The organism is Lysinibacillus sp. GW821-FHT14F06 (genome assembly GCF_058803665.1).
The window spans coordinates 55,500-78,570 of the sequence record NZ_JBXAPF010000002.1 but is presented as its reverse complement, the minus strand read 5'-3'; the positions used below and the strand labels follow the sequence as shown (position 1 = coordinate 78,570).

Here is a 23,071-nt window from a genome sequence, read left to right as displayed (position 1 = left end):
AGGAGTTATGAGATGAAAGCAATTTTATTTGTCGGCCATGGAAGCCGTTTAGCAGCAGGAAATGATGAGGTACGTACATTTATTGAGCAAATGACACCTCGTATTGATGATAGCTTCTTAGTAGAAACGTGTTTCTTGGAGTTTGCTTCTCCAAACATTGAAGAGGGTATAACAAATTGTGTGAAGAAGGGTGCAACAGAGGTGCATGTGATTCCAATTATTCTTCTTCATGCTGGGCATTCAAAGCTACATATCCCAGCAGAAATCGAACATGCGCGTGAGCATTATCCACATATTACATTCACATATGGTCAAACGATAGGTGTCCATGAAGAGATATTTGCTATTTTAGAGGATCGTTTAGCTGAAATCGGCTTCAATGCTGAAGAGGAACAACAGGATACAGCTATCTTGTTAATTGCACGAGGCGGCAGTGATTCATCTGCAAATGGTGATTTTTATAAAATTACACGTCTGTTATGGGAAAAGTTGCCTGTCAAATATGTTGAAAGTGCCTTTATGGGGGTAACGGACCCTCGTGTCGAAGAGGGAATTGAGCGCTGTGTTAAGCTAGGTGCTAAAAAAATCATTATGCTTCCGTACTTTTTATTCACGGGCATCCTGATGGAACGTATGAATGGTATGTGTCAACAATTTAACGACAAATATCCAGATTGTGATATTCAAATTGCTGACTATTTTGGCTATCATGAACGTTTGCAAAATGTGCTACTAGAGCGTATTGAGCAAGCTGTAAATGGGACATCAACAGGTATGCAGGATTTAGAAAATTATCGAGCATATGCAGCGGTGCATGGTCATGCGCATCATCATCACCATCATGACCACGATCATGATCACGACCATCATGATCATCATCACGAACATGACCATCACCATGAAGAGGAGTCTGTGAAATGATTTTCATGTTAGCAGGGACGAGTGATGCTAGAGACTTAGCTCTTGAAATACAGTCAGCAGGATATGATGTAACGGCAACAGTCGTTACTGAATCAGCAGCCTCTAGCCTTGCTGAGGTGGGTCTGCCTCATTTAATTGGACGATTAACAGCTGAAGAAATGGCGACTATTATGACAGAACAAGGCTATCGTTTAGTTGTAGATGCCTCTCACCCATTTGCTGAGGAAGCTTCCAAAAATGCCATGGCAGCAGCGGAGCAAGCAAATGTACCGTATATTCGCTATGAACGAGCACATGAGCACTATTCTCATCCTCTTATAACAGTAGTAAAAGATTATGAGGAGGCTGCACACTTAGCGGCAGAAAAACGTGGTGTCATTATGCTAACGACAGGCAGTAAAACGCTTGCGACATTTACTAAGGTTTTACATGGCCTGGAGAATACAAGAGTGATTGCACGTATGCTACCTAGACTTGATAACATGGAAAAATGTGAGGCACTTGGTGTTGCTCAAAGGGATATAGTCGCTATACAGGGACCCTTTTCAAAGGAATTAAACGAAGCGCTTTTTCGTCAATATGATGTGACATTGATGATTACGAAGGAGAGCGGCAAGGTTGGCTCAGTGGATGAAAAGTTAGAGGCAGCACTTGCATGTGGCATTGAAACACTATTAATTGCAAGACCAAATATAAAGTATGGCCAGCAATATTCTACATTTACGGAAGTACTACAGGCTGTACAACACACACTTTAGGAGGCAATTCAGATGGATTTTAAAACAGATTTCAAACCTTTAACGGTAGACCCAGACAAAATTTACGATTACAGTTTTTCTATTATTGCAGAAGAAATGGGCGAACATGATTTCTCAGAGGATGAGTGGAAGATTGTTCGTCGTATTATTCATGCATCTGCTGATTTTGAGCTAGGTCGTAGCGTTATTATTACTCCAGGAGCGATTGAAGCAGGTATCAAGTCAATTCTTGCAGGTCGCCATGTGATTGCTGATGTACAAATGATTGAAAGTGGCTCAGGAAAAAAACGTTTCCAAAAGCATGGTGGGGATTTACACTGTTATATCGCAGATGAAGATGTTTCAGTAGAAGCTAAAAAACAAAATACAACACGTGCTATTATCTCCATGCAAAAAGCTGCTAAATTACATGAAGGCGGTATTTATGCCATTGGTAATGCACCAACTGCATTGCTAGAGTTAATCCGTTTAATTAAAGAAGGCTTAGCAAAACCAGATTTAATTATTGGTATGCCAGTTGGCTTTGTATCTGCTGCTGAGTCAAAAGAGGAATTATTAAAACTAGAGGGTATTCCGTATATTACGAATGTTGGCCGTAAAGGCGGTAGTACAGTGACGGTTGCCGCATTGAATGCCATCTCACTTTTAGCGGATGAACAGGCGAAAAAATAATGGAGCGGAAGCCAAAAAAGGATCCCAAGGACATGCGTCACGGTTATACAACGGGAGCCTGTGCAACTGCCGTGGCAAAGGCAGCATTGCTCGCCCTAATTACAAATGAAGAGCAGGAAACTAGTACAATTCATTTGCCAATTGGGCGAGATGCAACCTTTACGATTGAAAATTGTACGTTTGAAAACAATACGGTAAGCTGTGAAACCATTAAGGATGCTGGGGATGATCCAGATGCTACACATAAAGCACTTATTATTGGCACAGTGAGCTGGGCGGATACTCTTGGCATTCATCTTGATGGAGGAATTGGTGTCGGGCGCGTAACGAAGCCCGGCTTACCAGTACCAGTTGGAGAAGCGGCTATTAATCCCGTACCTCGTAAAATGATTCATAGTACTGTACAGGGTGTTCTTGACGATTTTCAAATTAATCGAGGCGTCAACGTTATTATTTCTGTCCCAGATGGTGAAGAAATTGCGAAAAAGACCTTGAACGGTCGTCTGGGGATTATAGGTGGTATTTCCATTTTAGGCACAAGGGGAACCGTCGTGCCTTTTTCGAGTTCCGCTTATATGGCAAGTATAGTGCAAGCAATAAGTGTTGCTAAGGCGGCTGGCTGTGAGCATTTAGTCATTACAACAGGTGGACGCAGTGAAAAGTACGGTATGGCGCAGTACCCTGATTTACCAGAAGAAGCATTTATTGAAATGGGCGATTTTGTTGGTTTTACCTTAAAACACTGTAAACGCCTTGGCATTAAGCAAGTTTCTCTTGTTGGCATGATGGGGAAATTTTCGAAGGTCGCGCAAGGTGTGATGATGGTCCATTCCAAAAGTGCTTCGATAGATTTTAATTTTTTAGCACAATTGGCTAAGGATATTGGGGCAGACGAGGAAACAATAGCTGCAGTACAGGAGGCCAATACCGCTTCACAGGTAGGCGAAATTATGGCAGAAAAGGGCTATGATGCATTTTTCCATCATTTGTGTGAGGCTTGCTGCTACTCCTCCCTACACCATATTAGAGGCGGTTTAACGCTTTCCACATCGATTTATTCGATGCAGGGACAATTATTAGGAAGGGCTGATGACATTGCATCGATCGATGAAATTGATTGGGATCGGGGATAACGGACAGGAAAGCTTATTGCCACAATATTTACAGTGGATTGAAAACTGTGAGGTACTTGTTGGTGGAGAGCGTGTTCTGGAATTTTTCCCGACCTTTAAAGGCGAAAAAATAATGATTAAAGGCGGCCTTTCTGCACTTGTTACTAGATTATCTGAGGAAACAAGAAATACGATAATCCTAGCATCTGGTGATCCATTATTTTATGGAATTGGCAGTTACTTAGCGAAAAAGCTAGATATAGAGGTTTACCCATATATAAGCTCAGTGCAGCTTGCCTTTGCAAAGATGGGAGAAAGCTGGCAGGACGCCTATGTCACAAGTATTCATGGGCGCTCCATGAAGGGCTTAGTACAGCGTATTGATGGCAAAAAGAAAGTTGCACTTCTAACAGATGCGGAAAACAATCCGAATGCACTAGCACGTTATTTAAAGCATTTTGACATGACAGAATACCGAGCATTTGTTGCGGAAAATTTACAAGGCATAAATGAAAGATTCGGCTGGTATTCGCTTGATGAATTAGAAGAAGCGGATTTTTCTCCTTTAAATGTCGTTATTCTTCAGCAATTTTCAGAGCCAAAGCGTTATGCTCTTGGCATTGAAGATGAAGAATTCTCACAGCGAAAGCCAGATAAAGGGCTAATTACGAAAAAAGAAATTCGAGTATTAAGTTTGCAGGCAATGCAGCTTCAAAAGGATAGTATCATCTGGGATGTTGGAACTTGTACAGGTTCAATGGCAATTGAGGCTGGCAAGCTTGCGCCAGAAGGCCAAGTGTTTGCGGTGGAGAAAAATGCTCCAGATTTAGAAAATTGCCTGCAAAACCAGCAAAAGTTCCGTGTCGATATTACAGCTATTCACAGTAAGGCGCCAGCAGGGCTTGAAAACTTCCCTGACCCAGATGCTATTTTTATCGGCGGTACAGGAGGCGAAATGGTTGAGTTACTGCAATTGTGTTGTAGACGCATAAAGCCAAATGGACGTATAGTCCTGAATGCTGCAACCATCGAAAATTTATATAAGGCAGTGGAAGCATTTAAGGCATGTGGCTTTGCTGTAGACATTTTACAGGCACAGCTTGCACGCAGTAAACCAATCTTAGATATGACACGCTTTGTCCCATTAAATCCTATTTACATTATTTCAGCATATCGAAAGGAAGAAAATCATGAGTAATCTTGGTATTTTATATGGCTTGGGAGTAGGTCCTGGCGACCCAGAATTAATTACGGTGAAGGCATTTCGTGTTATTCAGGAATCGCCGGTTATTGCCTATCCAAAAAAGTTAAGAGGCAGTAAAAGTTATGCACATCGAATCGTGGATGTTTATATTAATCCAGAAGAAAAGGATATGCTTGGCCTAGTATTTCCAATGACGAAGGATGAGGCTGTATTAGAGCGTGAATGGACAAAATCTGTTGAGCTTGTTTATGAAAAATTGAAAGAAGGCAAAGATGTCGCATTTGTTACAGAGGGAGATCCTCTATTATATAGTACATTTATTCATATGATGAAGCTGATGCAGGACAAGCACCCAGAGGTTGAAATTCGTACAGTTCCAGGTATTTCTTCATTCAATGGTTCTGCATCACGCTTAGGTATTGCTCTAGCGGATGGAGATGACAAAGTTGCCATTATACCTGCCCATGATGACTATAATGCAATGCGTGAAGCCATTGAAAGTCATGATGCAGTTGTGTTTATTAAAGTAGCGAAGGTGATTGATCTAATGCTCCAGGTGCTACGAGATTTAGATTTACTTGATAAGGCGTCAGTTGTAACAAAGGTAACGTCTGACGAGGAAGTTATTTGGGATGTGCGTGAGCTAGACGGTGTCGAGTTAGAATATTTAACATTAATGGTGGTGCGTAAATAATGAAGAAAATCTATATTGTTGGCGCTGGTCCTGGTGACCCAGATTTAATTACAGTAAAAGGCTTACATATGCTACAAACAGCAGATGTGGTGATGTATACAGATTCATTAGTTAATGAGGAGTTAATTGCAAAAGCAAAGCCAGATGCTGAGGTAATCCGTACGGCTGGCATGCATTTAGAGGAAATGGTAGCGGTTATGGTGGATCGCGTTAATGCGGGAAAGGTAGTAGCTCGTATGCATACAGGAGATCCTGCAATGTACGGCGCTATAATGGAGCAGGTAGCTCTATTAAAGAAAGAAGGCATTGGCTATGAGGTGATTCCTGGTGTGAGCTCAGTCTTCGCTTCTGCGGCAGCTATTGGTGCAGAATTAACAATTCCAGATTTAACGCAAACACTTATTTTAACACGTGCTGAAGGGCGTACACCTGTACCTGAATTTGAAAAGCTACGTGATTTAGCAGGTCACCATTGTACAATTGCGCTATTCCTCAGTGCAACATTAACGAAAAAGATTGTCAAAGAGTTACAGAGTGCTGGCTGGGCAGATGATACACCAGTAGCTGTTATTCAACGTGCATCTTGGCCAGACCAAAAAATCGTACGTACAACATTAGTTGAATTAGATGAAGCGATGCGTGTTAACGGTATTCGTAAGCATGCGATGATTTTAGCTGGCTGGGCATTAGATCCTACTATTCATGATAAGGATCAATACCGCTCGAAATTATATGATGCAACCTTTACTCATGGCTTTAGAAAAGGTGTGAAGACAAGTGATTGAATTACAAGAGGGTATTTTACCTGAGGTTGATCAACGCAATCCTTATGCTGTTGTAGCCATCACAAAACATGGTGTACAAATTGGACGTCGTTTACAGCATACCTTCGCGGCAAGTGATTTATATTATATGAGTAAATTTGAGCAAGGTGAAGAAGCAGACAAGCATATTCAAATGTTTACAGGTACTGTGCGATTGCTATTGCCAGCTCTTTTTAAGCAATATAAAGGCTTAATTTTAATCATTTCACTTGGTGCAGTTGTACGTATGATTGCCCCAATATTAATAGATAAAAAAACTGATCCGGGTGTTGTTGTCATTGATGATCGTGGTGAGAATGTCATTAGTGTGTTATCTGGACATTTAGGCGGTGCCAATGAGCTAACACATGAAGTAGCTGCAGCACTAGGCGCCAATCCAATAATTACAACAGCTTCCGATGTACAAAAAACAATTCCTGTTGATTTATTTGGTGCCCGCTTTGGTTGGGTATGGGATAGTGCAGATAAATTGACACCTGTTAGTGCTTCTGTTGTGAATGAAGAGCATGTCGCTATCGTTCAGGAAACGGGTGAACGTGATTGGTGGATGCGTGATACACCAATGCCAGAGCAAATTAAAATTTATCCGTCCACTCAGGCAGCAATAAAGGCTAAGCCACATGCGACTTTGTTAATTACAGATCGTATGATAGAGCCTGAAGAAGAAGTACTGCTTGAAAATGGTGTGATTTATCGACCACAATCGGTAGTGCTAGGGATGGGCTGTAATCGTGGGACATCTCTGGAAGAAATTGAGCAAGTCATTGATGAAACGCTGGCGGAGCTAAAGCTTTCAAAAAAAAGTGTGAAAGCATTATGCACAATCGATTTAAAGAAAGATGAGCAATGCTTCTTGGACATTACAAAGAAATATGATTGGGAATTTGTAACATATTCACCAGCTGAATTAAACGAAATAGATTTCCCATCACCTTCAGAAACAGTTTTTAAATATACAGGAGCTTATGGTGTCAGTGAACCAGCTGCTTTGCGTTATGCTAAGGTAGATTCGCTTATTTTAGAAAAGAAAAAATCAGGCAATGCTACGATTTCTGTTGCTAGATTACTATTTTAAGGAGGAAACCCATGCAAACAAATCGTTTTGTACTGGCTGGTACGGGAAGTGGCGTAGGTAAAACAACTTTCACTATTGGATTGATGAAGGCTCTACAAAATAAGGGAAAAGTGGTGCAGGGCTTTAAATGTGGTCCTGATTATATAGATCCAACCTATCATACGACCGTAACGGGAAGAGTATCACGAAATATTGATAGCTGGATGTTTTCACAGGAGGCTGTACGAGATATTGTTGCGCGCGCAAGCATGGATGCAGATGTTGCCATTATTGAAGGCGTAATGGGCTTCTATGATGGTAAAAGTCCTTTATCTGATGAAGGCTCTGCTGCAGATATTAGTGTTATCACAGAAAGTCCTGTCATTTTAATTGTTAATTGTGCAAGTATGGCTCGAAGTGTTGCAGCAGTTGTAAAGGGCTTCCAATTGCTGTCTGATAAGCCGAATATAGTTGGTGTGATTGCGAATCAGGTTGGCAGTGTTGGTCATTATGAAATTGCGAAAGCTGCGATTGAGCAGGAATGTGGTATCCCTGTTATTGGATACTTAAAGCGTGAGAAGGGGATTGATATCCCTAGTCGCCATTTAGGACTAGTGCCTGCCATTGAACGAGGAGAACTAGATTCATTTTTTGATAAGCTTGGTTCATTAATGGCAGAGACAATAGATTTAGACCAATTATTGAACTTAACTAAGGCTCCTATTTTACAAGAAACAGGACAGCTATTTGCAGAAGAACCATCTCAAAATATTTGTATTGCTGTTGCAAAGGATGCGGCATTTAATTTTTATTATGAAGAAAACTTAGCGCTACTACGTGCCAAAGGAGCAACACTGCAATATTTCTCACCGCTTGCCAATGAAGCGGTGCCTGTGGAGGCTGATGGGCTGTATATTGGCGGAGGCTTCCCAGAGGAATTTGCAGAAGCACTAGCTAACAATGTAGAAGCTAAAAATTCTATTCGTGAAGCAATCTCCAAAGGTTTACCGACATTAGCAGAGTGCGGGGGCTTTATGTATTTGACAGAGGCCATAACAAATAATGATGGTATTCGTTTTGATATGGTAGGTGTTATTCCTGGAGAAGTGGCCATGCAAACAAAGCTAGCCGCTCTTGGCTACCGCGAAATTTTTGGCACTCAACATAATTTCTTAATCGGTACTGATGAAGTAGCTAAGGGACATGAATTCCACTATTCAACATATAGCGGCACACATAATACGCCTGCCTATCAAACGAAAGGTCGTTTTGGGAAAAAGCAAGAGGGCTATCAAGAAGGTAATCTAGTAGCTGGCTATACACATTTTCATTTCGTATCAAATCCAAAGCTTGTTGACAACTGGCTAGCAGCTTGTAAGAAGGTGAAAAATCATGACTAATTATTTTCCAATTCATATTAATATAGAATACAAAACTGTAGTGATTGTTGGAGGTGGGCATGTAGCAACACAGAAAGTAACATCATTGCTTCCAGCTAAAGCAAATATTGTTGTAGTTAGTCCAACCCTAGCCGACTCATTACTGCCACTTGCGCAAGCAGGGCAAATTACATGGCGTGAAAAAGAATTTGAACCACGTGATTTAGATGATGCATCACTAATCATTGCCGCGACAAATGATACATTGGTAAATGAGGCTGTACAAGAAGCTGCTCAGCATTGGCAGCTTATCAATCGTGCAGATGCACAAACTGAGAGTGATTTTATTACACCAGCAACCGTACGTCGTGGTCCTTTAGTGCTCACAGTATCAACGTCAGGTGCTAGTCCGGCATTAGCAAGAAAAATCAAAGCTGATCTCGAAGAGCAATTTGATGAGGTATATGATGACTATGTATGCTTTTTACAACAGGCACGCTTAATGATTGCTGCAAAGTTTGAAAAAGGTCAGCAAAGACGTGCCTCGTTACAAGCTTTACTAGACCCAAACTTACTAGAATGGACACGTCGTGGTGAGATAGATAGACGTGAAGCCTACTTACAACAATTATTGATGGGAGAAGTGCAATGAAGGATGGAATGGTGTATTTAGTGGGAGCTGGGCCAGGAGACCCCAAGCTTATTACAGTGTATGGGCTTGAATGTATTCAGAAAGCAGATGTTATTGCCTATGATCGTCTTGTGAATCCCAAATTGCTAGAATTTGCGAAAAAGGATGCGGAGCTTGTGTACTGTGGTAAATTACCTGGCAAGCATCACCTTATTCAAGACGAGATTCATGCACTACTTGTTGAAAAAGCGCAAGAAGGCAAGATTGTCACACGATTAAAGGGAGGAGACCCATTTGTTTTTGGTCGTGGTGCTGAGGAAGCCGAGGTATTAAAAAATCATGGGATTGCCTATGAAATCGTACCTGGCATAACAGCAGGAATTGCTGCTCCGGCATATGCAGGTATTCCTGTCACACATCGAGACTATGCGACAAGCTTTGCGCTCGTAACGGGTCATGGTCGAGAAGAAAAGGGACAAGATTATTTAAACTGGACTGCACTTGCAACAGGTATTGATACAGTTGCCTTTTATATGAGTGTTGGCAATATTGCCTATATCTCTAGAAAATTAATTGAACATGGTCGTAAGGCATCTACGCCAGTTGCTGTCATTGAATGGGGCACAACAGATCAACAACGTACCATTACTGGCCAGCTTGATGAAATTGCTAGCATTATTGAACGAGAGGGCTATCATAACCCTTCTATGATTATTGTTGGTGATGTCGTCAATGTTCGAGAAAAAATTCAATGGTTTGAAGAGCAGGGACTTGCTTTTTCATAGAAGATTTAAATGGAGGGAACAGCATGACTGTAATAGAGGCATTAAAAAATCGTCGAGCGATTCGTAATTATACAACACAGCCTGTTGAGAAAGAGAAAATTGAACAAATTTTACAAGCAGCCACTTATGCGCCCAATGACCGTATGCGTGAGCCCTGGCATTTTTATATCATTCAAGATGATGCCATGAAACGTTATGAGGAAATGGCCAATGTTTATTTACAGGAACGTTTTCCAACTAAGCCTACTTTGGTAGAAAGCTCATTAAAAGTTGTGCAAACGACGCCTGTAGCCATTGTGGTAACGGCAGATATAGTGGAAGATGATGTTGATGCAACAGAGGATAATGTCTTTGCTGTTTGTGGTGCAATTATGTCCATGTGGCTGGCAGCAGAGGAGCTAGGGCTTGGCTTTGTCTGGCGTACACGTGGTGTGGGGCTTGTTCATGATGAAAGAATGCATAACTTTATTGGAGCAAGTCAAACGCAAAAAGTAGTAGGTACTATTTTCATAGGCTATCCAGAAGAGCAGGAGCTTAAAGACAAGAAGCGTACCCCGTTTGAGGAAAAAACAACATGGCTTTAAGGGAGGCTTAAAAAATGGCTAGAAAAGGCTTGTTTTTAGTTTATACAGGTGAAGGGAAGGGCAAAACAACAGCCTCTCTTGGTGTTACATTACGCGCAGTTGGAAGAGGGCTGAATGTACGTTATATGCAATTTATTAAATCACCAGAGCGTACATATGGAGAGCAAATTGCACTAAGTAAGCTTGGCGTGGAAATGGAGCAGATGGGTATTGGCTTTACTTGGACCAAAACGCCAGAAGAGCATCGCGCTGCATTAGCAAAGGCTTGGAAAAAAACAAAAGCAGCTCTGCAAGACGACACGATTGATTTACTCGTTTTAGATGAACTGAACAATGCGCTGGCAATCACAAAGTTTCCAATTGATGATGTGCTACCCTTAGCAGAAGTTATTGAAGCCATACAACAGCGTCCTTCTACCATGCATTTAGTCGTAACAGGTCGTAGTGCAAATCCAGCCCTTATTGCCATGGCAGATTTAGTATCAACTATTGAGGCGACAAAACACTATTATGATGAGGGAATTCCAGCTGTCAAAGGTCTTGAATTTTAACCAAAGAGGACAACAAAAATCTGTTAAAGACCTGCTTCAATTATTAAGATGGAGGAAAAGACTATGCCAGCAAAATCAATCATGATTCAAGGAACGGCTTCTGATGTAGGAAAAAGTATGATTTGTACGGCGCTATGCCGTATTTTCTCAGATGATGGTCTTAAGGTAGTACCCTTTAAATCACAAAATATGGCACTCAATTCATTTGTGACACAAGAGGGCGGTGAAATTGGCCGTGCACAGGGAGTACAAGCGGAGGCAGCACGTGTTATTGCTACGACAGATATGAATCCGATACTGCTAAAGCCCAAGCAGGATATGGTATCTGAAGTCATTGTGCATGGTAAGCATTTTTTAAATATGGATGCCAAAAGCTACCGCAATCAATTTGTTCAGGAAGCAATGCCCATTGTAGAAAAATCTGTTCGAACTTTGCAAAATACATATGATGTCATTGTACTTGAAGGAGCTGGCAGTCCTGCAGAAATCAATTTAAAAGATCGTGATATTGCAAATATGCGAATGGCCCATTTAGCCGATGCAGCAGTTGTACTAGTTGCAGATATTGATCGAGGTGGAGTCTTTGCATCGATAGTAGGGACACTGGCACTGCTTGATGAGTCAGAGCGTGCACGCGTGAAGGGACTCATCATTAATAAATTTAGAGGCTTGCGAGAATTACTCGATGATGGTATTGAATGGGTAGAACGTGAAACGGGCATCCCTGTATTGGGTGTTGTGCCGTATGTCGATGTCAATATTGAAGCGGAGGATTCCCTCGCATTATCTGCTCTGCGCTTTAAAAAGCCTAAACCTGGAGAGTTCGCCATTGATGTAGCAATGATTCGTTTGCCACGTATTTCAAATTTTACAGATGTAGATCCATTTTTTGATGAGCCAGAGGTCGGTGTTCGTTTAATTGGTAACGTTCAAGAGCTAGGTACACCTGATTTACTGATACTACCTGGGACAAAAAATACGATGGATGATTTAGTTTGGTTAAAGGAACAGGGCTTCGACCAAGCAATCGCTAACTTACGCCATCAAGGAACAAAAATTATTGGCATATGTGGTGGCTTTCAAATGCTTGGCGAAACATTATTAGATCCAGAGGCTGTAGAAGGAAACGGAGATTCAGCGCAGGGGCTAGCATTATTGCCAATGGAAACAGTTTTTGTTGGAGATAAAAAAACAGTGCAAATGACTGGAAAAAGAGGTCAGGATACACTTTCTGGCTATGAGATTCATCTTGGACGAACAAGGATTTTGCGTGACGAAGTGTCACCATTCTTACAATTAGCCGATGGTCGTGTAGATGGTGCAGTAAGTGCTGATGAGCAAGTAATAGGTACGTATTTTCACGGCCTATTCCATAACCGTCACTTTACACGACAGCTTATCAATGATCTGCGTATAAAAAAAGGGCTACCTGCTTTAGCAAGTGATGTTAAAAGTGATGCAGAGCGTCGGGAAGATGCCTATAATATGCTCGCTAAGCATGTTCGTGCGAATCTTGATATTAAAAAGATATACGAAATCATGAATATAGAGGTATCTGTATGACAAGAAAAGGACCGTTAGCCATTGATTATGAGGCATTATGGCAGGAAGGTATGAAGGATTGGCATGGACAAATGCCTGAAAGAATGGTCGATGATCAGCTGGAAGAGCAATTCTGGGCACAGTCCATTGCACGTAAAAAAACGGGAAAGACAGATCCCTATGCTGCAAAGATTTTTCAAGAAATAAAAAAGAGTATTCAACCAGAGGACTCTGTATTGGAAATTGGTCCCGGCTGGGGAAATTATACATTTCCATTTGCGGACTATGTGCAAAGGGTGACGTGTGTTGATAGCTCAGCCAGTATTCTTCGCTATCTTCAGATTTGTATGCAGGACAAGCAGCATGTTTCTTATATCCATGCAAAATGGGAAAGTCTTGCGGACGATGAGGTAGAGGCTCACGATATTGTGATTGGCGTCAATTGTTTTTATCGAATGTATGAAATCAAATCGGCACTTCATCATATGAATCGTCTCGCTAAAAAGCGAGCGATAATCGGAATGACAACAGGACCAATTCAACCCCATTATGAAGTTTTGCATGAAAAATTTGGCTACGAAATTAAGTTCCCACGAAGAGATTATATAGAATTTTTAAATTTGCTTTATGAAATGGACATATATGCTGCGTGTAACATCATCCCATTAGAGCGAGTATATGAATATGAAAGCTATGAGCAGCTTGTTACAGCTCAAAGTAAAAAAATATTAAATACTACGTTTAATAGAGCACATGTTGAGGAGTCACTCAAGCCCTTTATTGAAGAAAAGAATGGACGTTATTATTATCGCCATGATTTTCATGCGGCACTTGTCTCATGGGAGCCAAAATAATGATCAAACCTTTGGGGAGAAAGCTTGTCACCAAAGGTTTTTCTTATTGTTAACAATAAGGTACAATAAAGCGATAGACATTGAAGTGAGGTGGCATATGTGCAACTACATTTTTTAGGAACAGGCGCAGGAATGCCTTCAAAGGAACGAAATACAAGTGCCCTGATGGTTAAACTTTTGGATGAGATAGGAGAAATGTGGCTGTTTGATTGCGGAGAGGCGACCCAGCATCAAATTTTGCATACTCCTCTAAAACCTCGTAAAGTTACGAAAATTTTTATTACACATTTACATGGTGATCATATTTTAGGTTTACCAGGCTTTCTAAGCTCTCGTTCATTTCAGGGCGGAGATGAGCCATTAACAATATTTGGTCCAAAGGGTTTACAGCAATGGATTGAGCAAACCTTTGCCTTATCAAAGACTCATTTAACGTATGACATACAGTTTATTGAAGTACATGAAGGTGTAATTTATGAGGATGCACATTTTAAGGTGAGTGCAGGGGAACTTCAACATGTTGTTCCATGCTTCGGCTATCGGGTTGAACAAAAAGATTTGCCTGGTGAGCTGTTAATGGAAAAAGTGCAGGCTTTTGGAGTTCCCAAAGGTCCATTACTAGGACAATTAAAAAATGGGAAAGATGTGGAGCTCGATAATGGCACAATTATTCATGCGAAAGATGTTGTCTCTCCACCCAAAAAAGGCTTTACGCTGACTATTTTAGGCGATACTAAATATTGTCAGGAGTCAGTTTTATTAGCAAATAATGCTGATATTATTATTCATGAAGCTACGTTTGATGGCACTACATCGGATTTAGCGGCCAGCTATGGACATTCCACGAACGTTGAGGCAGCAAAGGTAGCACAGCAGGCAGATGCAAAATTTTTATTATTGAACCATTTGAGTGCACGTTTTATGCCGTATGATTTACCAATTTTTTTAGCAGAAGCACAGGCAATTTTCCCTCAAACTGCTCTTACATCTGACCAAGAAGTGTTTACATGGCATAACAATAAATTATTTTGATATAACAAAATTATTGGGAAGCACCTTTTGAATGAAGTTTCATTTAGAGGTGCTTTTTAATATTTATAATTATAAATATAGGTAAAAGCTCATGCTTAATCTTTTTGTTAAGTTACTTCCAATAGCTCAAAAATAACAATCTAATAGAATTTATCACTTTTATGAAATATTTAGCTCTGTTAAAAAAATAGACCAAACTATTTAGATTTTTTCATGGCTTAAAAATCGGACTATTTATTACAAAATTGTGACATTTTATTTTCCCTATAAAATTATTATTCTAGATTTAATAAAAAATTAATGAAACCGTTTGAATTGATATTGTATGATGAAATGGAAATAATCGTATGTTTTTGGGGGGATTTATGGATATGCGGAAATCTATGAAATGGAAAATGTTACTAGAAATTATGGGTATTGTTGTCGTAATAATTGGTGCTTTTTCTATTTATATTTATCAGGCAACATACAAAAGTGTAAAAAGCAATGGGGAGGCGCTTGCAAGTTCTATCGTTATGGGAATTGAGGGTGCTATTCAATCAAGAGAAAAAGCTGAAGAAATCATGGAAAAGGAAATGATTGCTGAGTCAGTCATGGCCTCCTATATTATTGATCAAGGGGCTACATATGAAGATTTAAAGGCTATTGCTGAGCGGGGAGGCATAGATGAAATATGGAGTACGGACGATAAAGGAAATACAACTGTTACCTCTGTGGCACCAACAGTTGACTTTAACTTCGGCTCTGATCCAAACGGACAAGCAGCAGAATATATGCAACTTTTAGATGGTCGTGCAAAAGAAATTGTACAAAAGGCGCAAGTTCGTGATGTGGATGATGAATTCTTTAAATTCGTTGGTGTAAGCAGTTGGAATCCAGCAACCCCACAAATTATACAAGTTGCACGGCATGGGCAGCAATTATTAGATTTAGAGGCCAGTATTGGAAGTGAGTATTATATAAACGAATTAAATAAATATTTATCCTCTACCGTTCTATTTGCAGCTATTGTGGATGACAAAGGTGAGACAATAACAGCAACGGCGGATAAAAATCTTGAATCCATTGGCTTCTCAACCGCACAATTTTCATCAACAGATGCTACGGAGTTTTCAGGGAAATATGATGGTACTCGTGTGACTCAATATGTGAAGCCTCTTTCAAATGGCACTTACTTAGCTGTTGTTGTTTCTAATGTCGTACTATCACATATTTTAATGGGGACAATTGTTGCTTCACTTATCGTTGTATGTGTTATTTTCTTAACAACAGGTATATCCATTTCAAGGCAGGTTACCCGAATTTTAAGTGTTCGTAACTCATTAGAAGAAATTAGCAAAGGTGAAGCCGATTTAACCAAACGTATCAACGTCAAAGCTAAAGATGAAATAGGTCAGTTAGTAGCATCTTGTAACGGTATGATGGAAAATTTCCAACTGATTATGAGAGACTTAAAGCAGGAGGCAAGCCAAATTAAAGAGGCTACATACATAATTCAAGAGAATGCCTATCAGACACTTAATTCATCAGAAACGATACAGGAAGAATCTAGTCAGGTTGCTCAAGCCTCGTTTCATCAGCAAAAAAATACGGAAGATAGTGCCCATTCTATGGAGGAATTGGCACGGAGTATACAGCATATTTCAGAATCAATCACTGAAATATCTACTATTTCTCGTAATACGGAAGAAAATGCGAGTAATGGCTTGCAAATAATGAATAATCTCCAAAATCAATTAGTTCAAATCCATGATAAAACAAATCTTTCTGTTGAGAGTACGCATGAATTAGAAAAATTATCAAGCATGATTGGTGAATTTACAAATGTTATTACTGGCATTTCAGACCAAACAAACTTATTAGCTCTAAATGCGTCTATTGAGGCAGCACGTGCTGGAGATGCAGGTAAAGGATTTGCGGTAGTGGCAGAAGAGGTACGAAAATTGGCTGAGGATTCAAAAGTAGCAGCTGATCGAATATCTGAGGTCGTGATAAATGTTCAAAGGGAGACAGCTAATATTGTAACTATCATCCATTCAACTGCAGAGGTTTTACAGGCTGGGCGGGACATTGTCCATGAAGTGCAGCATTCTTTTGAGGGTATTACGAATGATGTACAAGTATTAGCGGAACAGGTAGATTTAGTTTCTAGTTCTACTGAGGAAATTGCAGCAAGTACAGAGGAAGTGACAGCTACGATGGAAGACGTTTCATTACTGGCAAAACAGACATCTGAAAGTGTTGATGCAGTTGCTCAAAAGGCTAAAGTTCAAACTACGAGTATGAATGAAATGACAACGATTATTGATAGGCTAAATACAACAGCAGAGAATCTACAACATTCAGCAGGAAGATATAAGGTTTAAAATAACTGACAAACATTTGGTATAAACAAGAAATATAGTGAAGTTAATAGATGATTTTCGTATAATGAAGTGAAAGGGGAGTGGTTTATATGAATCAGCAAAAAATGCCACCAGCACTTTTACGATTAATCGTTATTTTTCCAAATGTGCTGAGCTATTTATTACTAATTGGCCTTATCATTTTTGTTTTTACAAATTATGAAACATTAAAAGCTACGGATAATTTAACAGTTTGGCTTATTTTTATTGTAGTGCTTGCACCTGCTGCAGCCTACACTACCTTTAGTATTGTGAAGAAAATTCGTGCAGGACATATGTAAATGCAATCACGTGTCATTGTTTAATTGGCGAACGACACGTGATTTTTCTTTTGCTATACTAGTAAATGAAAAACTTAGGTATTAATGGAGGAGGTCAAATGAAAAAATACAGTCTAGCGCTGCTCATTCTTGTTGTCTTCTTTATTACTCCAACCAAATCCAATGCGCAAGTTAACTGGGATGGAGCAGAAATCGTAAAGGGACAAACAGGAAAAATGACATTTTCAAAGGATGTTAAAGTCTATAAGAAAAATTCTAACGGTACTTACAGCTCTATGACTGTTAAACGAAATAATTTTTTCCGTGTCTATAATATTGAAAAATATGACCAAAAAACGTTCTATTGGATGAGCTCAGGCTACCGCGTTCAAGCAACAGATTTAGTCATTTTTAAGGAAGTGCCTACAGAAATCCGCTCTTCTTTTTATAACAATCCCGCTTATATTGTTAGCAATCATCAAGGAACAAAAGCCTATTTTGAAGAAAAATACCCAATGATAGATTTAGCATATGGACAGCATTTACTGAATGAGCATGTACCAAGAAATTATTCTGCAGAGGTCTATTTTGACAAGGGGAAATTAAATTACTTTTATAGTTTAGAAGAAGGAAATGGAGTAAATGGTGCTGTTGATGGTACCGATATTAGAATTGTAGAAACAACGACAAGAGATAAAGGCTATTATGCAGTAACAACAGATACACAATTGCTAATTGGTCCAATGAATGGTGCTAGAGCAATCGAATGGAATCCACCGTCTACATTAAATGATTTATATTCCCTGAAAAAAATGTTTACTTATCCAACGGGATCTGCTTTCCAATCTTTAGGGATAGAGGTTAACGGTTATCTTCAGGTACAATCCATGACAGGGGAAAGAGGCTATATGCCAGCAAAACTATTAAAGCCTGTGAATAATCAAGGCAAACGTTATATCCGCTATGGTGTTATTGCTAAAGGTATAGATCATTCTCAACAGGTAGAGCTGAAACGATTTGATGAAGTATCGTTCTATACAGAAAATGAATATAGCGCATTAATCGCAGTTAACGGAAAAATGTATACCGTTCCTAAAAATGTGCTAGCCATAAAAATGCCGAATGAATCTCCAGTGATTACGTCCTTTTTACCAAATGAGAGGCTACAAAAGCTAGAATATTGCAGGAAATAGAGTCTATAAAAGAAATGCCAATAATCACTTTGAATCAGGGGATTACTACATTACGTATCATGAAACAGATCAAGCCTTTAATTTTGAAATGGATGGGGTCAAATACTCTTTTACAAAGCCTTTAAAGGAAGGGGCAATCATTACTCGCTTAAGCGGAACGGCTCAAGATCAAGGATATGTACGTGCCATTCATTACTCGCTCACTACACAAGCAGGGACCTTTGAAAATATAGTTGAAACATCCTTTGGTCAGTTTTTTGCACCAGGCTATGGATTACTAGCAAACATTAATGATCGACTAATATCTTTTTAAAAGCTGAAGGGTAGTTTCTTGGTTACATAACAAGAAACTGCCTTTTCTTTGTTATGAGCGAATAAAAATAATCTATCTAGAGAAACTAAAAAAGATATTTGAAAGTGAGGTATGCTTTTATGGATCCAATAAATTGTGATCTTTCACCAATGAAACAAACATTAAAAGATGAGCTTTTGCAGGTCATCGTTACATTACAGCAAAGTGTAGAAGCCATGGATATAGATACAAATTGTCTGCTTGGGAATTTTGAAAAGATTAAAGAGAAATTTATTACGATTGAAATGAAAGCAGCAACGTTTTATTTAAATTGCTATCTTTCTCCGTTTACTGAAAAATATCCGGAGCTTTCACATTGTGTTCAGAATATGTCTATGCGAAGACATGGAGGATTAATTGTTATTGAACGAGAAGACTCCTTAAAATCACTTATACAGCCCGGGGTTCATATAGGGGCCGAGTTAACCCATTCTTTATTAGAAACTATTTTCTTTCCAGGAAACCCTCTACATGATGGCGCTGTTTTAGTAAACCAAAATCTAATTGAATCGGCGGCAAATGTCTTACCACTATCAGAACGTTATATGGGGGAGAAGAAATTAGGAACAAGGCATCGAGCAGCATTAGGATTAAGTGAAGTAAGTGATGCATTAATTATGGTGGTATCTGAAGAAACGGGAAGGATTTCATTTGCTTTTAAAGGTAATTTATATCCGATTACCACACATGGCATTATATAGTGTGAGCTTCACACTGAATTTTATCTTGAATTCGAGATGTTTTTCTTGCTTGTTTATCACTTGCGTGGTAAAGTGATGATTGAAAGGAGGATGAAGCGATGCGAAAACATACACTTGGGTCACTGACTTGGATTAGAATGATGCGCTTTACAACACAAAGTAATCAGCTATCTAATGAATTTTTAAAGAGATTTGATTTAACAACTGCTCAGTTCGATGTTCTTATTCAAATCAAGACTTATGCACCGATTACACAATCACAATTGGCAGAGAAAGTAACCGTCACGCAAGGCGGGATGTCTCGAATGCTTGCGAGACTTGAAAAAGAAGGACTTATTGAACGCAAGCAAAATTGGAAAACGAAAACAATTTCATTAACTGCAAAAGGCGAGCAATTGATTGATGCTGCGACACCAAGTCAGCTACACTTTCAATCCTCATTTTTTGAAGAGGTATTAACAGAAGAAGAAATGAAATCTTTATATACACTTATGTCTAAGCTTGAAAAGTATAGTCGTGAAAAAAAATTACCGCCGCTGTGATTTTTTTTAGATTATCACTTGCTTAGTCAAGTGAAAACGAGGAGGAAATGAATGATGAACAAATTAAGTGGACACCACCATATATCCATGCTAACGAAAAATGGCAAAAGCAATAATAATTTCTATACAAAAATTCTAGGTTTACGTCGAGTGAAAAAGACAGTGAATCAGGATTCGCCATCGATGTATCACTTATTTTATGGAGATTTAACAGGAGCAGCAGGTACTGAATTAACATTTTTTGAGATGCCTGTCGCAGGACGTACAGTTCGAGGCACAAATGCCATTACTCGCATTGGCCTACTTGTGCCAAGCTATGCTAGTTTGCAATATTGGCAAGAACGTTTTCAACAGTTAGAGGTCAAACACAGTGATATTGCAACCTATGCAGGAAAAGATGCATTGTTTTTTGAAGATCATGAAGGCTTACGGATGGTGCTTTTAAACCATCATGGTCACGAAACACCAGCCCATTGGCAGACTTGGGATGGTACTGAAATTCCTGAAGAGCATCGTATTCTAGGAATGGGCACAGTGGAAATAACAGTTCGTTACTTACAAAGAACGGTGGATTTATTAAAGAATTTATTTGGTTATACAGTTATTACAGAAGATGAAAAAGAGGTAGTGCTGCAATCCATTGCAGGTGAAGTACTAGGCGAAATTATTGTCAAGGAATTAGAAGGACCAAGTGAAAAACCAGGACGAGGTAGCATTCATCACCTTGCATTACGTGTGGAGACAGTCGAAGAATTACAGGAATGGGATGTCAAAATTAAGGAGCGAGGCTTTGATAGTACGGGTGTTGTGGATCGTTATTATTTCCAAAGTCTTTACTTTAGAGATCGCAATGGTATTTTATTTGAAATGGCTACAGACGGTCCAGGATTTACAGTTGATTCAGCAGTAGAGGATCTTGGCAAGGAGCTTGATCTTCCACCATTTTTAGAAGAAAAACGCATAGAAATAGAAGCTATTCTAGAACCATTAGAATAAGGAGAGAAAACAAATAATGGAAAAATATCGTATAGATCAATCAAAGGGAATTGAATTTGGACTGTATTCATTAGGAGATCATATCCCAAATCCATTGACGGGTGATCGTATTTCTGCACAGCAGCGTCTTCAGGAGCTAATTGAAGCAAGTCAGTTAGCCGAGCAAGCAGGAATTGATGTATTCGGTGTAGGTGAAAGTCATCAATCTTATTTTACAACACAAGCACATACAGTTGTTTTAGGGGCAATTGCGCAAGCTACGTCAAAGATTAAATTAGCAAGTTCGGCAACCGTGCTGAGTGTTTCTGATCCAGTACGTGTTTATGAGGATTTTGCGACAATCGATCTAATTTCAGATGGACGCGCAGAAATAGTGGCTGGGCGCGGCTCTCGTGTAGGCGCATATCATTTACTGGGGGTTGACCTACAAAACTATGAAGAAATCTTTGAGGAGAAATTAGAGCTGCTGAAAAAAATCAATGAAGAGGAACTAGTAACATGGGAAGGACAATATCGAGCACCTCTTCACAATGCTCAAATTTTACCACAACCGAAAAATGGCTCTTTACCAATTTGGCGAGCAGTTGGTGGTCCTCCTGCAAGTGCCATAAAGGCAGGCTATATGGGCATACCAATGATGTTAACAACATTAGGAGGGCCTGCTATGAATTTTAAGCCATCCGTGGATGCGTACAGAGAAGCAGCAGAGCGCAGTGGCTTTGACCCTACCGAGCTACCGATTGCTACAACTAGTTTATTTTATGTTGCTGACTCGACGAAAGAGGCCTTACAAGGAATGTATCCACATCTAAATGGAGGATTCCAGGCAATTCGTGGCGGAGGCTATCCAAAGCAACAATTTGCACAAGCACCAGATACACGTGATGCGCTAATGGTTGGCAGTAAAGAACAAATCGTTGAAAAATTACTCTATCAATATGAACTGTATGGTATGCAGCGATTTATGGCACAAATAGACTTTGGTGGCGTACCATTCGAAAAATTAATGAAAAACATTGAAATCATTGGTAACGATATTATACCTGCAATAAAAAAATATACAGCAAAATAAGGAGATGTCCAACATGAAAATCGTCGCACTAGCTGGTTCAATTGTCGGCTCAAAAACGAAAACAGCCATTAGTAAAGTTGTTGACATTTTACAAGAAACATATCCAGCGCATGAGGTTACTTTACTTGATCTTGCTGAGTACAATATGGCGTTTAGTGATGGGCGTAATTATTTTGAGTATGATGGGGATACAAAATATGTCACAGAAACAATTATGGCTGCGGATGCCTTGATAATTGGAACACCTACATTTCAAGCATCTATTCCAGCAACATTAAAAAATATTTTTGACCTGCTCCCTGTGAATGCCTTTCGTGATAAGGTGGTGAGTATGGTTGTTACAGCAGGGACAGCTAAGCATTATCTCATGATTGAGCAGCAATTAAAGCCAATCCTAGCCTATATGAAGGCACATATCGTACCAACCTATGTATTTATAGAAGAAAAGGATTTTTTACGCAAGGAAATCGTCAATGATGATGTTCTTTTCCGCCTAGAACGTTTAGCGGAGGATACAGTAATGGTCACAGATGCATTCGCCGAAATTCGAGCTAAAAAAGATGCAGAATATGATTTCTAATTATCTATGAAGTTGCTTTATAAAGGGGGCGTTGCCTGTGAGGAATTTGGGCAACGTCCTGTTGTAATGTCCATAAAATGTTTTGTGGAAAACCATTATATTAAGTACTAATAGCCTCCTATCTAGTACAATTACTCGTCATTCGTGCATAAAATCCCATTAATTCAGCACTCTTCCCCTCAAAATGAAAATTTCCTTATGTAATTGACAATAAAAAAACTCACATGCACATCAATGAATTAAGATTTCCAGTATACTAAAACGGTAATCATCTTCGCATTGCCACAACACTATTTCGAATGCTGCTAGCGATTGTATAGTCATATCTTCTTGGCCGGTTTTACCTTTATATCAAAAAAATAGTATGATAGAA

25 protein-coding genes are annotated in these 23,071 nt (G+C 39.5%); all 25 read left to right on the top strand.

The window, feature by feature from the left end:
* Positions 1–12: 12 nt before the first annotated feature.
* Positions 13–921 (top strand): sirohydrochlorin chelatase, encoded by a 909-nt coding sequence (locus AC1RNS_RS02605; protein ID WP_492990579.1) that lies wholly within the window; start codon positions 13–15, stop codon positions 919–921.
* Positions 918–1,679: a precorrin-6A reductase gene (gene cobK / locus AC1RNS_RS02600; RefSeq protein WP_492990578.1), complete on the top strand. Its 762-nt coding sequence runs from the start codon at positions 918–920 to the stop codon at positions 1,677–1,679. Before AC1RNS_RS02605 ends, cobK begins: the two co-directional genes overlap by 4 nt.
* A 12-nt stretch (positions 1,680–1,691) precedes the next feature.
* A complete protein-coding gene (locus tag AC1RNS_RS02595; protein ID WP_492990577.1) occupies positions 1,692–2,351 on the top strand; it encodes a precorrin-8X methylmutase in 660 nt (219 codons plus the stop codon).
* Positions 2,351–3,484 carry a cobalt-precorrin-5B (C(1))-methyltransferase gene (locus tag AC1RNS_RS02590; protein WP_492990576.1) on the top strand — a complete coding sequence of 378 codons (1,134 nt, stop codon included), beginning with the start codon at positions 2,351–2,353 and terminating at the stop codon, positions 3,482–3,484. The genes AC1RNS_RS02595 and AC1RNS_RS02590 overlap by 1 nt, the downstream gene beginning before the upstream one ends.
* Positions 3,441–4,661 (top strand): precorrin-6y C5,15-methyltransferase (decarboxylating) subunit CbiE, encoded by a 1,221-nt coding sequence (gene cbiE / locus AC1RNS_RS02585; protein WP_492990575.1) that lies wholly within the window; start codon positions 3,441–3,443, stop codon positions 4,659–4,661. Before AC1RNS_RS02590 ends, cbiE begins: the two co-directional genes overlap by 44 nt.
* Positions 4,654–5,361 (top strand): precorrin-2 C(20)-methyltransferase, encoded by a 708-nt coding sequence (gene cobI, locus AC1RNS_RS02580; RefSeq protein WP_492447644.1) that lies wholly within the window; start codon positions 4,654–4,656, stop codon positions 5,359–5,361. Before cbiE ends, cobI begins: the two co-directional genes overlap by 8 nt.
* Positions 5,361–6,146 (top strand): precorrin-4 C(11)-methyltransferase, encoded by a 786-nt coding sequence (cobM, locus tag AC1RNS_RS02575; RefSeq protein ID WP_492990574.1) that lies wholly within the window; start codon positions 5,361–5,363, stop codon positions 6,144–6,146. Before cobI ends, cobM begins: the two co-directional genes overlap by 1 nt.
* Positions 6,139–7,260 (top strand): cobalt-precorrin 5A hydrolase, encoded by a 1,122-nt coding sequence (locus tag AC1RNS_RS02570; protein WP_492990573.1) that lies wholly within the window; start codon positions 6,139–6,141, stop codon positions 7,258–7,260. The genes cobM and AC1RNS_RS02570 overlap by 8 nt, the downstream gene beginning before the upstream one ends.
* Before the next feature lie 11 nt (positions 7,261–7,271).
* Positions 7,272–8,639, top strand: a complete 1,368-nt coding sequence (locus AC1RNS_RS02565) for a cobyrinic acid a,c-diamide synthase CobB (RefSeq protein ID WP_492990572.1) — start codon at positions 7,272–7,274, stop codon at positions 8,637–8,639.
* The gene (locus AC1RNS_RS02560) at positions 8,632–9,270 is read left to right on the top strand and encodes a precorrin-2 dehydrogenase/sirohydrochlorin ferrochelatase family protein (RefSeq protein WP_492990570.1); all 639 of its coding nucleotides are present in this window, start codon (positions 8,632–8,634) and stop codon (positions 9,268–9,270) included. Before AC1RNS_RS02565 ends, AC1RNS_RS02560 begins: the two co-directional genes overlap by 8 nt.
* The gene (cobA, locus tag AC1RNS_RS02555) at positions 9,267–10,034 is read left to right on the top strand and encodes a uroporphyrinogen-III C-methyltransferase (RefSeq protein WP_492990568.1); all 768 of its coding nucleotides are present in this window, start codon (positions 9,267–9,269) and stop codon (positions 10,032–10,034) included. Before AC1RNS_RS02560 ends, cobA begins: the two co-directional genes overlap by 4 nt.
* Before the next feature lie 23 nt (positions 10,035–10,057).
* Positions 10,058–10,618: a nitroreductase family protein gene (locus AC1RNS_RS02550; RefSeq protein WP_492990566.1), complete on the top strand. Its 561-nt coding sequence runs from the start codon at positions 10,058–10,060 to the stop codon at positions 10,616–10,618.
* A gap of 14 nt (positions 10,619–10,632) precedes the next feature.
* Positions 10,633–11,169, top strand: a complete 537-nt coding sequence (locus tag AC1RNS_RS02545) for a cob(I)yrinic acid a,c-diamide adenosyltransferase (RefSeq protein ID WP_492990564.1) — start codon at positions 10,633–10,635, stop codon at positions 11,167–11,169.
* Between the two features lie 63 nt (positions 11,170–11,232).
* Positions 11,233–12,732 carry a cobyric acid synthase gene (locus tag AC1RNS_RS02540; RefSeq protein WP_492990562.1) on the top strand — a complete coding sequence of 500 codons (1,500 nt, stop codon included), beginning with the start codon at positions 11,233–11,235 and terminating at the stop codon, positions 12,730–12,732.
* On the top strand, positions 12,729–13,565 hold the full coding sequence (locus AC1RNS_RS02535; protein WP_492990560.1) for a class I SAM-dependent methyltransferase: 837 nt from the start codon (positions 12,729–12,731) through the stop codon (positions 13,563–13,565). The genes AC1RNS_RS02540 and AC1RNS_RS02535 overlap by 4 nt, the downstream gene beginning before the upstream one ends.
* A 99-nt stretch (positions 13,566–13,664) precedes the next feature.
* On the top strand, positions 13,665–14,597 hold the full coding sequence (gene rnz / locus AC1RNS_RS02530) for a ribonuclease Z (protein WP_492990559.1): 933 nt from the start codon (positions 13,665–13,667) through the stop codon (positions 14,595–14,597).
* A 371-nt stretch (positions 14,598–14,968) separates the two neighbouring features.
* Positions 14,969–16,963: a methyl-accepting chemotaxis protein gene (locus tag AC1RNS_RS02525; protein ID WP_492990557.1), complete on the top strand. Its 1,995-nt coding sequence runs from the start codon at positions 14,969–14,971 to the stop codon at positions 16,961–16,963.
* A gap of 89 nt (positions 16,964–17,052) precedes the next feature.
* Positions 17,053–17,283 carry an acyl-phosphate glycerol 3-phosphate acyltransferase gene (locus AC1RNS_RS02520; protein ID WP_492990555.1) on the top strand — a complete coding sequence of 77 codons (231 nt, stop codon included), beginning with the start codon at positions 17,053–17,055 and terminating at the stop codon, positions 17,281–17,283.
* A 98-nt stretch (positions 17,284–17,381) separates the two neighbouring features.
* Complete coding sequence (locus AC1RNS_RS02515) at positions 17,382–18,455, top strand: hypothetical protein (protein WP_492990553.1); 1,074 nt, start codon at positions 17,382–17,384, stop codon at positions 18,453–18,455.
* Positions 18,456–18,543: 88 nt separating this feature from the next.
* A complete protein-coding gene (locus tag AC1RNS_RS02510) occupies positions 18,544–18,768 on the top strand; it encodes a hypothetical protein (RefSeq protein WP_492990551.1) in 225 nt (74 codons plus the stop codon).
* A 119-nt stretch (positions 18,769–18,887) separates the two neighbouring features.
* Positions 18,888–19,508, top strand: a complete 621-nt coding sequence (gene cdaS / locus AC1RNS_RS02505; protein ID WP_492990550.1) for a sporulation-specific diadenylate cyclase CdaS — start codon at positions 18,888–18,890, stop codon at positions 19,506–19,508.
* A gap of 98 nt (positions 19,509–19,606) precedes the next feature.
* On the top strand, positions 19,607–20,050 hold the full coding sequence (locus AC1RNS_RS02500; protein ID WP_427539103.1) for a MarR family winged helix-turn-helix transcriptional regulator: 444 nt from the start codon (positions 19,607–19,609) through the stop codon (positions 20,048–20,050).
* Positions 20,051–20,104: 54 nt separating this feature from the next.
* Complete coding sequence (locus tag AC1RNS_RS02495) at positions 20,105–21,046, top strand: ring-cleaving dioxygenase (protein ID WP_492990848.1); 942 nt, start codon at positions 20,105–20,107, stop codon at positions 21,044–21,046.
* Between the two features lie 16 nt (positions 21,047–21,062).
* A complete protein-coding gene (locus AC1RNS_RS02490) occupies positions 21,063–22,118 on the top strand; it encodes an LLM class flavin-dependent oxidoreductase (protein WP_492990549.1) in 1,056 nt (351 codons plus the stop codon).
* 13 nt (positions 22,119–22,131) lie between these two features.
* The gene (locus AC1RNS_RS02485; protein ID WP_492990548.1) at positions 22,132–22,698 is read left to right on the top strand and encodes an NADPH-dependent FMN reductase; all 567 of its coding nucleotides are present in this window, start codon (positions 22,132–22,134) and stop codon (positions 22,696–22,698) included.
* Positions 22,699–23,071 lie beyond the last annotated feature (373 nt).